At 68.4% G+C, this 14,685-nt stretch carries 14 protein-coding genes; 5 read left to right on the forward strand and 9 right to left on the reverse strand.

Going from position 1 to position 14,685, the window contains the following annotated elements; all coding sequences use genetic code 11:
• Positions 1–2 precede the first annotated feature (2 nt).
• From dusB to AC13F7_RS16505, 5 genes are all read right to left on the reverse strand, one after another.
• Entirely contained in the window at positions 3–995 is a 993-nt protein-coding gene (gene dusB / locus AC13F7_RS16485) for a tRNA dihydrouridine synthase DusB (RefSeq protein ID WP_481468715.1), read from the reverse strand.
• Between the two features lie 189 nt (positions 996–1,184).
• On the reverse strand, positions 1,185–1,931 hold the full coding sequence (locus tag AC13F7_RS16490; protein ID WP_483002191.1) for a SagB/ThcOx family dehydrogenase: 747 nt from the start codon (positions 1,929–1,931) through the stop codon (positions 1,185–1,187).
• Between the two features lie 14 nt (positions 1,932–1,945).
• Positions 1,946–3,283, reverse strand: a complete 1,338-nt coding sequence (locus tag AC13F7_RS16495) for a YcaO-like family protein (protein ID WP_483002192.1) — start codon at positions 3,281–3,283, stop codon at positions 1,946–1,948.
• Entirely contained in the window at positions 3,280–3,855 is a 576-nt protein-coding gene (locus AC13F7_RS16500) for a hypothetical protein (RefSeq protein ID WP_346472087.1), read from the reverse strand. Before AC13F7_RS16500 ends, AC13F7_RS16495 begins: the two co-directional genes overlap by 4 nt.
• 51 nt (positions 3,856–3,906) lie before the next feature.
• A complete protein-coding gene (locus AC13F7_RS16505; RefSeq protein ID WP_483002194.1) occupies positions 3,907–4,764 on the reverse strand; it encodes a hypothetical protein in 858 nt (285 codons plus the stop codon).
• Positions 4,765–4,897: 133 nt separating this feature from the next.
• On the opposite strand from AC13F7_RS16505, the gene AC13F7_RS16510 reads away from it, so the two are divergent.
• Complete coding sequence (locus AC13F7_RS16510; RefSeq protein WP_483002196.1) at positions 4,898–5,497, forward strand: phosphatase PAP2 family protein; 600 nt, start codon at positions 4,898–4,900, stop codon at positions 5,495–5,497.
• A 306-nt stretch (positions 5,498–5,803) separates the two neighbouring features.
• Here AC13F7_RS16510 and AC13F7_RS16515 read toward each other — a convergent pair whose 3' ends face one another.
• Together AC13F7_RS16515 and AC13F7_RS16520 are read right to left on the reverse strand one after the other, a co-directional pair.
• Complete coding sequence (locus AC13F7_RS16515) at positions 5,804–6,769, reverse strand: ribokinase (RefSeq protein WP_483002198.1); 966 nt, start codon at positions 6,767–6,769, stop codon at positions 5,804–5,806.
• A 26-nt stretch (positions 6,770–6,795) separates the two neighbouring features.
• Positions 6,796–8,094 (reverse strand): NupC/NupG family nucleoside CNT transporter, encoded by a 1,299-nt coding sequence (locus AC13F7_RS16520; RefSeq protein WP_346472083.1) that lies wholly within the window; start codon positions 8,092–8,094, stop codon positions 6,796–6,798.
• Between the two features lie 241 nt (positions 8,095–8,335).
• Between AC13F7_RS16520 and AC13F7_RS16525 the strand changes: the two genes are divergently transcribed.
• From AC13F7_RS16525 to AC13F7_RS16540, 4 genes are all read left to right on the forward strand, one after another.
• The gene (locus AC13F7_RS16525; RefSeq protein ID WP_483002200.1) at positions 8,336–9,304 is read left to right on the forward strand and encodes a potassium channel beta subunit family protein; all 969 of its coding nucleotides are present in this window, start codon (positions 8,336–8,338) and stop codon (positions 9,302–9,304) included.
• A gap of 168 nt (positions 9,305–9,472) precedes the next feature.
• Positions 9,473–9,670 carry a hemin uptake protein HemP gene (gene hemP, locus AC13F7_RS16530; protein ID WP_019182448.1) on the forward strand — a complete coding sequence of 66 codons (198 nt, stop codon included), beginning with the start codon at positions 9,473–9,475 and terminating at the stop codon, positions 9,668–9,670.
• A 108-nt stretch (positions 9,671–9,778) separates the two neighbouring features.
• Positions 9,779–10,372 carry a Hemin transport protein gene (locus AC13F7_RS16535; protein WP_483002202.1) on the forward strand — a complete coding sequence of 198 codons (594 nt, stop codon included), beginning with the start codon at positions 9,779–9,781 and terminating at the stop codon, positions 10,370–10,372.
• Positions 10,369–11,310 (forward strand): DUF6607 family protein, encoded by a 942-nt coding sequence (locus AC13F7_RS16540; protein WP_483002204.1) that lies wholly within the window; start codon positions 10,369–10,371, stop codon positions 11,308–11,310. Before AC13F7_RS16535 ends, AC13F7_RS16540 begins: the two co-directional genes overlap by 4 nt.
• Positions 11,311–11,524: 214 nt before the next feature.
• On the opposite strand, the gene AC13F7_RS16545 is transcribed toward AC13F7_RS16540, so the two are convergent.
• Positions 11,525–14,011 carry an ABC transporter permease gene (locus AC13F7_RS16545; RefSeq protein ID WP_483002206.1) on the reverse strand — a complete coding sequence of 829 codons (2,487 nt, stop codon included), beginning with the start codon at positions 14,009–14,011 and terminating at the stop codon, positions 11,525–11,527.
• The gene (locus AC13F7_RS16550; RefSeq protein ID WP_481468775.1) at positions 14,008–14,682 is read right to left on the reverse strand and encodes an ABC transporter ATP-binding protein; all 675 of its coding nucleotides are present in this window, start codon (positions 14,680–14,682) and stop codon (positions 14,008–14,010) included. Before AC13F7_RS16550 ends, AC13F7_RS16545 begins: the two co-directional genes overlap by 4 nt.
• Positions 14,683–14,685: the final 3 nt, after the last annotated feature.

The following is a 14,685-nucleotide window of genomic DNA, read 5'->3' on the forward strand; positions in this document are numbered from 1 at the left end:
GCTCAGGCAGCGGACGACAACGACTCGCCGGCGGCGAGGGCGTCGAAATATTCGGTGGTCAGGGCGACCTGGCTGGCGGCATCCTCGGCGCGGTTGACCACCGCACGGAAGGCCGCGTTTTCCGGCCGATCCTTGGCGTACCAGCCCAGGTGCTTGCGCGCGATGCGCACGCCCTGCTGTTCGCCATAGAAATCATGCAGCGCATGCAGGTGGCCCAGCAGCAGGTCGCGTACCTCGGCGACCGACGGCGGCGCCAGCAGCTCGCCGGTGGCAAGGTAATGCGCCACCTCGCGGAAGATCCACGGGCGGCCCTGGGCGGCGCGACCAATCATCACCGCGTCCACACCGGTCTGCTTGAGCACCTGCGCGGCCTTCTGCGGTGAATCGATGTCGCCGTTGGCGATCACCGGAATGCGCAGCGCCGCCTTGATCGCGGCGATGGTCTCGTACTCGGCGGTGCCGGTGTAATGCTGGTCGCGGGTACGCCCGTGCACGGCCAGCGCGGCGATGCCGCTGTCTTCGGCGATGCGGGCGATCAGCGGGCCATTGCGATGGTCGCAGTCCCAGCCGGTGCGGATCTTCAGCGTGACCGGCACGTCCACCGCGTTGACCACCGCGGTCAGGATGCGCGCGACCAGATCCTCATCGCGCATCAGCGCCGAACCGGCCCAGGCGTTGCACACCTTCTTGGCCGGGCAGCCCATGTTGATGTCGATGATCTGCGCGCCGTGGTCCACGTTGTAACGCGCCGCCTCGGCCAGCTGCTGCGGCTCGGTCCCCGCGATCTGCACGCTGATCGGGTCCGGTTCGCCGGCATGGTCCATGCGGTGGAGCGACTTGCGGGTGTTCCAGAAGCGTGGATCGGAGATGGTCATCTCCGAGGCGGCCAGGCCCGCGCCCAGCTGCTTGCACAGCAGGCGGAAGGGCTTGTCGGTGACACCGGCCATCGGCGCCAGCACCACATTGGGCTGGATGTTGTAGGGGCCAATCTGCATGCGCGCATTGTAGTGCCGGCCGCTGGCCGGCAACCACGCAGACAGCGATACCCGTTCAGGCCGATCCGGAAGGGCCTGATGCGCTCCAGTCATGAGCATATGCTTGACGATTGCTTCCGCCGCCCCCACTGGCCGGGGATGCTGGGCAGTTACGCCCTGCGCAGCCGGCGTTGCGACACCGGCGGTTGTTCATGGCGCGGGACCACACGCATAGGCCAGCACGGCCAGATGACGCTGCGGGTCGAGCCCGAGCAGGGCCAGCACGGCGGCGTCGTCGAACGAGCCGATCGCGCAGCCGGCGGCGTTCATTGCCGCCACTTCCTGGCCCAGCGCCCCCAGCCAGACCCCGGCCTCGATCAACACGAAGCGGCCGCCGCGCTCGCCGTACTTGGCCAGCGTTCCGCCCGGCTCGGCGATCAGGAACAGCACCGCCCCTGGCCGCTCCGGCCACTCCACGCCAAGCAGTGTGGCCAGCGCCGGCCACGGCGGGCAGGGCGCCACCGGTGCCAGCGCATGTTCAAGCGGGTCATACCAATGGATGCCCGGGTCTGCGGCGGTCACATCGTCAATGCCGTACAGCGCCGCATAGGCCTGGATCGGGTATTTGGCTCCGCCGGACGGCAGGCGTCGGGTGTCAGTGTCGCCGGGCCGGGCCCGCAGCGGGGCCAGCACGCGCCCCAGTTCCTTGGCGCCCCAGCGCGCGTCACCGAAACGGCGGCCACTGCGGCGCTGCGCCAGGGCATCGCCGGGATGTACCGGGTCCGGCAGGGCAATGCCGGCGGCCGCATGCAACGGCCGCGGTGGCGACCAGGCACGCGCGGCATCCTCGGCGATCCGCGTGCGCATCACCTCGGCGCGCGCAGGATTGAGCTCGCCGTTGTGCCAGAACAGATGGAACAGCGGGGCATCGTCCCAAGGGGAGGGGGGTGACGGCATGCGGTCCTCGTGCATCAACCCAAGGGATGCGGAAAGGGATTGGGAAACGCGCCACTGTGCGGCACGCCGGGATAACGCCATGCAATGTCCTGACAACGGCCACCGAGGAACGGCGCACGCTCGTCGGCATGCAGGCCGCTGAGCTGCGGCGACAGCACCCGCATCACCCTCAGCCCCGCCGCCGCCACATCGGGGGTGGTCAACTCGCGGTAGTACATCGCCACTCCCGCACTGCCCAGCCGGCGCCGCAGCAGATCCAGCTCGGCCATCGCTCGCGCCGCTGGCGGGCGGACAACCGAGGCCGGCGGCGGCAGGTGCAGCGTGCTCTCGCCTCCATCCCTCAGCAGCGCCACCTGCGGCCACAGGTCCGGGCGCAGGGTATAGAACGCGGCGTGTTCATCGAAGCTGCGCAGCGCGGCCGGTTCGCGCGGCAGCCGGGCGCTTTCGCGGCCACACAGATGCGCGGCAAAGGTCAGCGCCTGCTGCCATTCCAGCAGCGCCTTGTGCAGTGCCTCGCCCGGATCGGCACGGCAGGCGATGCCCAGCACGTGGCGGGGGCGGCCTTCAAACGGGATGCCGCCGGCGACCGCGATCACCGGGTGCGGATTCCAGTGCTGGGTCAGGTCGAAGGCCTGCAGTTCGCCGCCGCGTGCGTCTGCATGGGCGTGCCAGTGCGGTGGCAGCGCGATCCTCCGGCCCGCCACGCCATTGAGCCATGTCACCGCGAGTGCATCGCGCTCGAGCAGTTCCTGGGCCGCCCGCAGCAGCGCCAGCCAGGCGCCATCACGGCCATCCCGCCAGGCTGCCAGTCCACTGGACGTCGACGGCAAGCGCGCCTGGCCACGGCGCGGCCCCAGCCCGACCAGTTCCTGCGGTACCCAGGCCACCCGGTTGTCATCCAGCGCATAGACCGCCGCGAACAGATCGTCATCGTGCTCCGGCATCGGCCACGGGAAGCCGGGCGTGGCGCGTTGGCGTGGCGAGAACAAGGCGAAGGCCGATTCGTCCAGGCGCTCTGCAGGCGTCAGCGCATCACGCCGACGCACCTCGACATCCGCCTGCGCTGCCGCCAGCCGCTCCAGTGCCTCGGCGACCGCACCATCGGCGGCCGCCTCGGCATCCAGGGCGACCGCGCCGGAAACGCCTTGCCAGGGGTTGGCCGGGTCGGCCGGGGTGGCGGCATTGTGCACGCGCCGTCCCTCGAACAACGGGCCGGTGGCATCACAGGGGTTGAGCTCGATCGGTTGCGCCAGGCGCACCAGACCACAGCGCGAACGCGCCGCGCCCTGCAACAGGTGCGAGGACAGCGTGGGCGTTTCCGGCTGCGCCGCCTGCATGGCGGCGCGGCTCATTTCATCACGCTCAGCCAGAGCATCATCTCGAAGGCGCCGACCGCGAACAGGCCCAGCAGCAGGGCGATGCCGATGCCGATGCCGCGCCCGAGCGAACGCCCCGAGCGCTCGTAGACGAGGGCGTAAATCCCGACATACAGCCCGACGGCGACGAACAGGCCGAATATCGGGTTGGCGGTGCCGAAAATGCCGCCGCCGAGCGCGGCCAGCGGCAAGGCGAACAGCCCCAGCAACACCCGACTGGTGCGGCTCAATCCGGCCACCGGCACGACAGCGACAGGTGTCTCCGGACGGTCCGGCGTCGCAGCGCTGATCGGTGCCTGCGGCAACGCAGGGGGCTGGGGGTGCAGGTCCGTACGGGTGTCGACGCTGGCGACCGTGGCGTGCGCGTCGCCACTGATGGCTGCAGGCGTTACGGGGTCGAGCTTGCCAAGCACCACCGCCGACAGCACCGAGGTGCCGAGCAGGGTGACGACGCAGGAACTGCAGGTGGTCGACGTCGAACCGCCGCCGGCCGCGGCAAGGTCCTGGCGTGAGGCACTGGCATCGAACTGGGTCGGCAGGCGATACATGAGGTCACTCCGTTGACCGAGGCGGAAACGCCCGGCGCGTGACGCACATTATCACGGGTGCCCGGTGCCCCAAGGCAATGACAGCGGGGGCGGCAGTGACGCCTCGCCGCGCTGGCAGGCGGGGCACCACGGCAGGCGCAGCACCCGGTCGCGTTCGCCATGCAGGCGATGCAGATCGAGCCAGACGCTGCGTTCAAGATAGCCCAGCAACAGCGCCGGCTGATCCAGCAACGGGGCGACCAGCGCTGCGATCCGTGCCGGTTGCGCTGCGACCGCCGGCATTGCCGGCACGGGTGCTTCGCCCCAGCGGCGCAGCACCCGGTTGCCCAGGCAATACACGCAAGCGCTCTGCCCGGACACCACATAGGGGCCGAGAGCCAGCGTGTGGTGATAGGTGAGGTCGAGCAACAGATGCGGTTGTGTCGGCATCTGCGTGCGGTAGCGGGCCAAGGCCTGTTCCCAGCCCAGCCCGTGCCTGACCAGCACGAGGAGGTCGGCATCAGCGACGGCATCGACGCGCTGCAGATCCGCGCTGGCATGCCGGTCGAAGGCGTCGGCCAACCCGGGCAGCGGTTCGCCGAGCCAGTCGATTGCATAGCGTCGCACCCTGCGCACGGCCGCCAGCGGTGCCAGGACACCGAGACGTATCAACTGGCGGACCGCCGGGCCGCAGTCGGCATCGTCGTGCAGCATCGCCAGGGTGTCGTTTTCCCAGTGGCCGAGAATCCGCTCGATGACCGTCGGCGAATCGGCCTCATCGACCACGTACAGTTCGTCAGCGCCACCGGATACCAGCAGCAGCTGGCGCTGCGCATGGGTCTGCGAAAACAGCGCCCAGGCCGGATTGCGTGTCCAGCGCGGGTCGGCCGCGTGCGTGCCTGGGTGTTCCTGACTGCCTGCTGCTGCCACTGCGTACAGTCCGTGTATCCGCGAAAACGCAAGGATACCGGCAAACAGGCGCGCCACCTTCTGCTACGGTGCGCGCGTGCCTACGCCGCCTGTTGCCAGCGCTTCTATCCCTCAACCGCCCTGGCGTGAGGCGATGCTGTGGATGCTGCTGCTCGGTGCGATGTTCATCCATGGCTACAGTTGGACGAACCACTTGGCGGCCAGCCAGGCGCATACCTACAGCCTGCACGGCTGGTGGGACGAGGCGATCCCGTTCTGGCCGTGGACGATCTGGCCCTACCTGGCGTTGAATCTGCTGTACCCGCTGACATTCTTCCTGTGCCCGACCCGATCGGCCCTGCGCCGCCATGCGCTGGCCATCGCGCTGGTGCAGGCCGCCTGCATGCTTGCCTTCGTGTGCTGGCCGACCGGCAATGTGCGTGTGGTGCCGCAGCCGGACGGCGCGACGGGCCTGCTGTTTGCACAACTGCGCGCGTTCGAGGCGCCCTTCAACATGGCGCCGTCGCTGCACGCCGCGGTGCTGGTGGTGGTCTGGCAGGCATGGCGGCAGTCGTTGCCGGCGGATGCGGCAGGGTTGCGTTGGCTGTGGCACGGCGCCTGTGGCCTGATCCTGATTTCGACGCTCACCACCTGGCAGCACGATCTGCTGGACGTACTGGCCGGGCTGTTGGTCGGCGCGCTGGCGCTGTGGATCACGCGTTGCGTGCCGCCCTCGTTGGGGCGTATCGGCTGAGTGCAGGCGACTGAGATTCTCCGGGTGCGGCTGCGGCTGCGGCTGCGGCTGCGGCGGCCAGTGGGTCGGGCGCTGGGGCGCGATGCCCTTGCCGGCGAATGTCCCCCGGGCGCGCCCTGCGGCCGCCCCCTCCTCCTTGATTTCGCCCACAAGGCCATCGCGCCCCACGTGTCCAGACCATGGGCCCTCACGCTCGCGGCAGACCCCAGCGAAGACGCACCCAGATCCACAGCGAGACGCTGGGAGAAAAACCAAAAAAAAAGGCCAGCGCGAACGCTGGCCTCTTGGTATCCACAGCGGTGACGCTTACTTGTTCTCGGCATCACCCGGGGTGAAGTGTGGCATCGCCGCGGCGGCGCCTTCCTTCTCGGTCGAACGACCGGCGAACTGATTGGCGAAACGCACGTGGCGGGCAAACGCCGCCTCCGGGTCCTGCGCGATCGAGGCCACCAGCGCACCATTGAACGCATCCCCCGCACCGGTGGTGTCCAGCACCTGCACCTGCTCGGCGCCCACGCGGTAGTACGGCTGGGCATCGCCACGCAGGTTCTCATCGGCGTGCGACACGAACACACCGACCGACCCCAGCGTCACCACCACGGTGCCATTGCCGACCAGCTTGCGGCACAGCGCATGCAGGCTGGCCCCATCCAGTGCGGCGACGTCGTTGGCATCCACGCGCTCGCCGACATGACGGCCAAGCAGGGCAGCGAACTCGGTCTCGTTCGGGGTCAGCACATCGGCCAGCTTGAGCAGGCCGATGCTGGAGGGCGCATCGGCAGGCGCCACGTTGAGCACGGTGGTGGCACCGGCCTCACGCGCGATCGCCAAGGCGGCCTCGATGGTTTCCACCGGCGATTCGAGCTGCGCCAGCACCACCTTGGCGCCGGCCAGCAGCGCGCGCTGCTGTTCGACGAAGTCCAGGCTCAACGCGGCGTTGGCACCCGGGCCGATCACGATGGTGTTGCGGCCGCGGCTGTCGACATAGATGCCGCCGGTGCCGGTCGGCTCGCTGCTGGCCTCGGCGGTCAGCGCGAAGCCATCCTGCTCGGCCAGGCCGCGCGCCATCGCACCGCCGGCGTCATCGCCCAGCGCGCACAGGAACGTGGTCGGCGCGCCGGCACGGCGGGCGGCCACGGCCTGGTTGAAGCCCTTGCCGCCGGGACCGGTGCTGTAGCGGCCGGCAATGGTCGCACCCGGGGCCGGGAGCGACTCACAACGCCAGACATGATCCACATTGAAGGAACCGATTACGACGACACTGCTACTCATAAAGTCTGTTTCTCAAAGAACGGATATCAGCTGAAATGCGTCAGCACACCGGCGATGGTCGCCGTCATGAAGGTGGCAATGGTACCGCCGAGCACCGCACGCAGGCCGAACTTGGCCAGATCGTGGCGACGCTCCGGCGCCAGCCCACCAATACCACCGATCTGGATCGCGATGGAGCTGAAGTTGGCAAAACCGCACAGCGCGTAGGTGGCGACCAGGCGGCCCTCGGCCGACAGTACCGTGCCCGGCACCTCGCCTCGGATGATCTTGGCCAGTTCCGAATACGCCACGAACTCGTTGATCACGACCTTCTGGCCGATCAGCGAGCCCACGGTGGTGGCATCGGCCCACGGGGTGCCGATCACCCAGGCGATCGGGGCCAGCAGGAAGCCGAACAGGGTGGACAGGTCGGTCGGGCGGCCGATGAGCGAGGCCAAGCCGGTGACGTCACCCAGCCAGGTCAGCGGGGCGTTGATCAGGGCGATCAGGGCGATGAAGGCCAGCAGCATCGCACCGATGTTCAGCGCCAGCTTCAAGCCATCGCCCGCACCGGCTGCGGCAGCGTCGATGATGTTGCTGGAGGTCTTCTCCACTTCCATCTTGACGGTGCCGCGGGTCAGCGGAGTACCGGTTTCGGGCACCAGCAGCTTGGCCACCACCAGGGTCGCCGGGGCGGCCATGATGCTCGCGGCCAGCAGATGCTTGGCGTAGAAGGCCTGCTCGACCGGATCGCCGGCGCCGAGCATGCCCACATACGCGGCCAGCACGCCGCCGGCGATGTGCGCCATGCCGCCGATCATCATGGTGATCAGCTCGGACTGGGTCATCTTGGCGATGTACGGACGCACCGTCAGCGGCGCTTCGGTCTGGCCGATGAAGACGCTGGCGCAGACGCTGGTGGTCTCGGCGCCGGACACACGCATGATCTTGGTGATCGCCCAGGCCATGCCGCGCACGATCATCTGCATCACGTTGAGGTGGTACATGACCCCCATCAGCGCCGAGAAGAAGATGATGGTCGGCAGCACCTGGAAGGCGAAGATGAAACCGAACTGGCTGGTGTCCATCAGGCTGCCGAAGATGAAGCCGGAACCGGCGTTGACGAACTCCAGGACCTTGACGAAGCCCTTGCCCAGCGCGTCGAACACATCGCGGCCACCCGGCACCAGCAGCACCACCGCCGCGAAGGCGATCTGCAGTGCGATACCGGTGACGACCAGGCGCCAGTCGACAGCCCGCTTGTTGTTCGAGAACAACCAGGCAATGCCGATCAGCACTGCCAACCCGAACAGGCCGAAGCCAATCCTGCCCAAACCTTCGACCATGAGACTTCCCTTGGGGCGCCGCGAAAAACGGGAAGCCTAGAGCAGCGGCAAGGGCGGGGCAAGGAAAAGCAGCGTCCGCGAGGCGATCGGTCGTGATCGGGCCTGTATCGGCAAGGCATGGCCGGGTTTCCGTGTGGCGTGTCACGCGCCGTGAGATCGCGCTGTCCGCCCTGTGCGCGCCACCCTCTACACTTACCGGCATCGATCCGGCCCGGTCGTGGGCCCGCAGCAGGAGAACCACATGCTCTATCGCCGTCTTGGCTCCACCGGCCTGAAGCTCTCCGCCCTGTCCTTCGGGGCCTGGGTGACCTTCGGCGACCAGATCGGCCGCGATGAGGCACGCAAGCTGATCGCCACCGCCTGGGATGCCGGGGTCAACTTCTTCGACAATGCCGAGGGCTATGCGCGCGGTCGCGCCGAGCAGGTGATGGGCGATGTGATCGCCGACCTGCGCCTGCCGCGCGATGGCTTCTGCGTCTCCAGCAAGGTGTTCTTCGGTGCGGTGGACGAGCCGCGCCCGACCCAGCACGGCCTGTCGCGCAAGCACGTCACCGACGCCTGCCACGCCGCGCTCAAGCGGCTGCGGGTGGAGTATCTGGACCTTTACTATTGCCATCGCCCGGATCCGGACACCCCGATCGCCGAGACCGTGCAGGCCATGGACACCCTGATCCGCCAGGGCAAGGTGCTGTACTGGGGGACCTCGGAGTGGTCGGCGGTGCAGATCCAGGAGGCGGTGGACATCGCCCGCGCGCGCAACCTGCACGCACCCTCCATGGAGCAGCCGCAGTACAACCTGCTGCACCGCGAGCGGGTGGAGCGCGAGTACGCGCCGCTGTATGCCGAGGCTGGTCTGGGCACCACCATCTGGTCGCCGCTGGCCTCGGGCCTGCTGACCGGCAAGTACAACGCCGGGGTGGATCCGCAGTCCCGGCTGGGCCAGGAACAGCTGGGCTGGCTGAAGGCGCAGGTGCTGGAGGACGGGACTGATCGCATGGAGCGGGTACGCCGCTACACCACACTGGCCGCGCAGCTGGGCGTCTCCCCGGCACAGCTGGCGATCGCCTGGTGCCTGCGCAACCCGAATGTCTCCAGCGTGATCCTCGGCGCCAGCCGGGTCAGCCAGCTGGAAGAGAACCTGGGCGCACTGGCGCTGTTCGAGCAGTTGGATGAAAGCGTGTGGCAGCAGGTGGATGCGGTGTTTGCCTGAGCCGGCTCTGCACCCCCTGTCGCCGGGCGCGAGCGCGCTATTTGATTGATGGCGACTATCGAAACCAGGTGTTCGATCATTAATGCCATCTATCAAAGTGAGAATGGTTGTTGATTGTCAACTGAGAATCATTATCATTTGAATGGCCCCTCGCAACGAGTCCAGACGATGAACACTCAAGCTGCTGTACTGCTGCGCCCCGAAACGCTGACCCTCCGCGACCGTCCGGTCCGCGTGGTCCCGCCGGAAGAAGTGATCGACAGCGAAGCCCTGCTCAAGGGACGCCGCGAAATCCTGATCCAGCACGGCGACCGCTTCTATCGCCTGCGTCATACCAGCAACGACAAGCTGATCCTGACCAAGTAACAGCGCTGCCTCCCCCAGCTCTCTCCCCCTCGACACTTCGCCGTCGGCTTCGGTCCACGGCGTGGGTCGAGGGTCTCCCCCGCAACCGCCGATTGCAGGTAGAACGCCATGAGCCGCGCCCTCTCCGTTGGCCGCCCACCGGGCCGCCACCCCATCGCCGGTCTGCCATCGGCCGCGCAACTGACCTCGCTGGGCACCGTGCTGTGCCTGTACCGGCCGGACAGCAGTGAACTCGGTGGCTGGAAACACGCCGTGTCCGCACACGCCTGCCAGGGCGTGGACAGCGAAGGTATCCGCGAAAGCCTGTGCTTCGTCGACGCCCGCGGCCGCTGCTGCTGGCGCCTGTATCTGTTGCCCGACAGCGATTTCCTGGCCTGGGACCGCCTCGTCTCCGCCTTCCCGGCGCGGCCTGAACCGGTCAACGACGCCGGCGTGGCCGAACGCCTGTGGCGACGCCTCGCCGTGCGCCTGGGCAACGATGCCTGGCGTATGTGCGCCCTGCGACTGCAGGTGGGCGAAGGTCGCGAACTCGCCGCCAGCCTGGCCTCGCTTTCCTCCCTGGGCGCCACCACCGCGCGCAGGATCGGCAACGTTGAAGGCGCCGAAGGCGAGCTGTGGGTCGACGACTGCTGCTGCGCCAGCGCGGCCCGCCGCAGCGGACCGTGGACGGCTGACGGCATGCCGGTGATCCAGCTGCAATGACGCACTGCCTCGCCCACGCAGGGCTGCTGCTTGCCCTTACGGCCAGCGCGCATGCCACGACCGCCGACCCCGCGCGCGACCACGCGAGCATCCTGGCCATGCAGGGCGAATACACCGTCGACTTCGCCTTCGACGAAACCGTCCTGCTCAAACCCGGCTACGAACGCGCCCCGGCCGTACGCACCGGCGGCAACGAAGTGGTGATCGTGGTTGAGGACACACCAACGCGGGTGACGCTGCAGCACCTGCTGGTCGAACCGAAGAGCGGCCATGTCACCAAGCACTGGCGCCAGGACTGGGTCTACCAGGCACCGATCCGATTCGAGTTCAGCGCCGACCAGACCTGGCACGTGCGCCCGATTCCCACGGCACTCACTACCGGCGCCTGGACCCAATGCGTCTACGAAGTCAGCGACGCACCGCGCTACTGCGGCACCGGCCGCTGGACTTACGACAACGGCATCGCCGAATGGACCAGCGACCTCAGCTGGCGGCCCCTGCCGCGGCGCGAATACACCCGCCGCAGCGACTACAACGCCCTGGCCGTGATCAACCGCCACACGCGCACGCCCAACGGGTGGACCCACGAGCAGTTCAACACCAAGATCCTGCGCGGCACCGATGGCAGCCAAACGCCGATCGCCCGTGAATTCGGCTTCAACGACTACACCAAAACCACCGAGGTGGACTTCACCCCCGCCTACGCCTACTGGACCGCCACCGCGGGTTACTGGGCGAAAGTGCGCCAGCGCTGGGACAACTTCCTCGGGCAGGCACCGGGCGTGCACCTGAAAACCAAACCCGACGGCATGGCCATGATCATCCCGCTGTTCACCCAGGCCCAGGACATCCAGGACGGCAAGACCGTGGCGGATGCCGAGATCGACGCGGTCTTCCAGCAGTGGGTGGAAAACGCATCGACAGAACGCGCGCGCTGACACAGACGCAACCGGCGTGGCGCTCGCCCCTCCGCCCAAAGCCATCCATCGAGAAGGATGGCGGGTAGCCCTGCCCGGGACCGTCAGGGCGCCAAGGATGGCGCCCACGAGCCCCCAGGGATGGGTTTACGGCGCGTCCTGGGCAGGGCTACCCGCCAGCCTTCAGGCAGTGGACGCATGGACGCCGTCGCTTTCAATGCAACGGCGCCCCAACTCACGCCTCCCGAAGCGCCAACGCCGGCGGCGTATGCAGAATCCGCCGCGTGCCCCACCAACCGGCCAGCATGCTCAACAGCACGCCCAACCCACCGCCGACCAACAGCGGCCCCCACGGCGGACTCAGTGTCAACTCGAACACCTGCCGCGCCACCACCGAGCCCAGCAGCGCCGCCGCGCCCACCGCCAACAACGCCGACAACAGCCCCAGCGCGCCGAACTCCACCAGCACCGCACCGCGCAGCTGACGGCGCGTCGCCCCCAGCGTACGCAGCACCGCACTGTCGTAACGTCGCTCACCGGCCGTCGCCTGCAACGCCGCCAGCAACACCAGCAGCCCGGCCAGCAGACTGAAGCCCATCACCAGCTGCACCGCCTGGCTCACCCGATCCACCACCTCGCGCACCCGCTCCAGGATGCCGTCGATATCCAACAGTGAAATGTTCGGGTACTCCCGCGTCAGCCCGGCCAGCGCCGGTGCCTGCGCGCGCGGCAGATGGAACGCGGTGATCAGGTTGTACGGCGCATCGGCGACCGCGCCCTCGTTGAGCAGCAGGAAGAAGTTGACCCGGAACGAATCCCAGTCCGCCTTGCGGATGCTGGTGATCGTGAAACGACGCTCCTGATCGCCCATCTGCAGCGTCACCGTGTCGCCCAGCGTCATCCCGTAGCGCTCGGCCCAGCCCTGCTCGATCGAGGCCTCCGCCGCCGTGCTGCCGGCCTTCCAGAACGTCCCGCTGAGCAGCGTATTGGCCGGCGGGAAATCATGCCGCCACGAGAAATTGACCGGCCGGTTGGCATCGTCATCCTCGTTGCTGTTGTCCTCGCGTGCCTGCCGCTGCGGCGGCCGATCATTGACCGCCAGCAGGCGGCCGGTACTGAACGGCTCGATGCCCGGTGATGCCACGCCCAGCCCACCCAGCGTGGCCAGCACCGCATCGCGCTGCTCGGGCTGGATGTTCATCAGGAAGTAGTTCGGCGTATCGGTCGGCAAGCGATCGCGCCACTGCGCCAACAGCCCCGGACCGATCACCGACAGCAGCAGCAGCGAACACAGCGACAGCGACAGGCCGACCAGCTGCATCACCGCCAGCCCGCGGCGTCGCGTCAACGAGGCCAGCCCCAGCTTCCAGCGTCCGCGCAGGCGCGGCTGCAGTCCACGCAGCAGCCACAGCAGCAGGGCACCGAGCGCGCCGGCCAGCGCCGCCAGCGCGGCCAGCCCGCCCAGCACCCACGCGGCCAGTTTCACATCACCGGTGGCCTGCACGGTCAGTGCCACGGTCGCGGCCAGCGCGGCGGCATAGACCAGCATCGAACTCGGCGGCAGCGCCGCGAAGCTGCGGTTGAGCACGCGCATCGGCGGCACGCTGCGCAGGCGCAGCAACGGCGGCAGGCCAAAGCCCAGCAGCAGCACCAGGCCGATGCCCGCACCGCTCAGTGCCGGTGTGGCCTGCGGCAGCGGCAGGCGGTTTGGAATCAATCCCCCCAGCGCCTGCACCAGCCCGGCCTGTGCCGCCATGCCCAAGCCGATGCCGACCAGACAGGCCGGCACCGCCAGCATCACCAGCTGCAGCGCCATTGCCGTGAGGATGTCGCGCTGGCGCGCGCCCAGGCAGCGCAGGATGGCCACCTGATCGATACGGCGCATCGCGAAGCGGTTGGCGGCCAGCGCGGTGGCGACACCGGCCAACAACACCGCCAACAGCGCAGCCAGCGACAGGAAGCGACCGGCCAGATCAAATGCACCGCGCACACCACGCTGGGCATCGGCGATGCCGACAATGCGGTAGCCCTTGGCCTGCGGCGTCAGCCATTCGCGGAAGGCCTCGATCTTCGCCGGCTCACCGGCGAACATCATCCGGTACGACGCGCGGCTGCCCGGCCCCAGCAGGCCAGCACGGTCCACATCGACGCGGTTGACCAGCAATGGCGGCGACAGCTGCATCAGCTCACCGGAGGTGTCCGGCTCGGCCTGCAGCACGCGCGTCACCGTCAACGTGCCTGCGCCAAATTCCAGTGCATCGCCCACCTGCAGGCCAAGCGCCTGCATCAGCCGCGGATCGGCATACGCCTCGCCTGGCGGCGGCGTTCCTGCGGTGTCGCTGGCGTTGTCATGCAGGCTGCGGCTGACCCGCAGTTCGCCACGCAGCGGATAGCCATCGGCGACCGCCTTGATGTTGGCCATCTGGCTGTCATCGCCATGGAACAGCACGCTGGGGAAGCTGACCATGCGCGTGTTGGCCAGGCCGCGCTCGCGCGCTGCATCGGCGAAGGTCTGCGGGATGTCTTCCCGGCCGCTCAGGCCAAGGTCGCCGCCAAGCATCTCCGCTGCGCTGCTGGTCAGTGCCAGGGTCACGCGGTTGACCAATGTCCCGACGGCGGTCATCACCGCCACGCCCAATACCAGCGCGGCGAATACGGTCAGCAGATCGCCGGCCAGGAACTCGCGTCGCAGCGCACGCGCCGCGTGGCGCACGACGTTCATGCGCCGACGCCGGCAACGGTGTCGGCCAGGCGTCCACCGTCAAGCTGGTAGATGCGCTCGCAGCGCTGGGCCAGGCGCAGGTCGTGGGTGACCAGCACCAGAGTGGTGTCGCTGGTGGCGTTGAGCGCGAACAGCAGGTCGCTGATCTGCTGCCCGGTCGCCTGGTCCAGGCTGCCGGTCGGCTCATCGGCGAACAGGATGCGCGGCCGCGCCACGAACGCACGCGCCAGCGCCACCCGTTGCTGCTCGCCACCGGAGAGCTGGCGCGGGTAATGACGCGCACGGTGGCCGAGACCGACCTGTTCCAGTACCTCGCGCACCCGCGCGGCATCTTCGCGGCCGGCCAGTTCCAGCGGCAGCGCGATGTTTTCTTCGGCGGTCAACGCCGGCAACAGGTGGAAACTCTGGAAGACGAAGCCGACTTCGCGCGCGCGCAGTTGCGCACGGGCTTCCTCATCAAGCGTGCCGAGCTCGGCACCGGCCAGCGCGATCGTGCCGTGGCTGGGCAGGTCCAGCCCGGCCAGCAGGCCGAGCAGGGTGGTCTTGCCCGAACCTGAAGCGCCGACGATGGCCACGCTCTCACCTTCATGGACGGTCATGTCAATGTTGTCCAGTATGTGGACTTCACCCTCCGGGCCACGTGCGGACTTGCCCACGTTGTGGGCGGCGATGGC

Source organism: Stenotrophomonas sp. K-6, assembly GCF_056861555.1.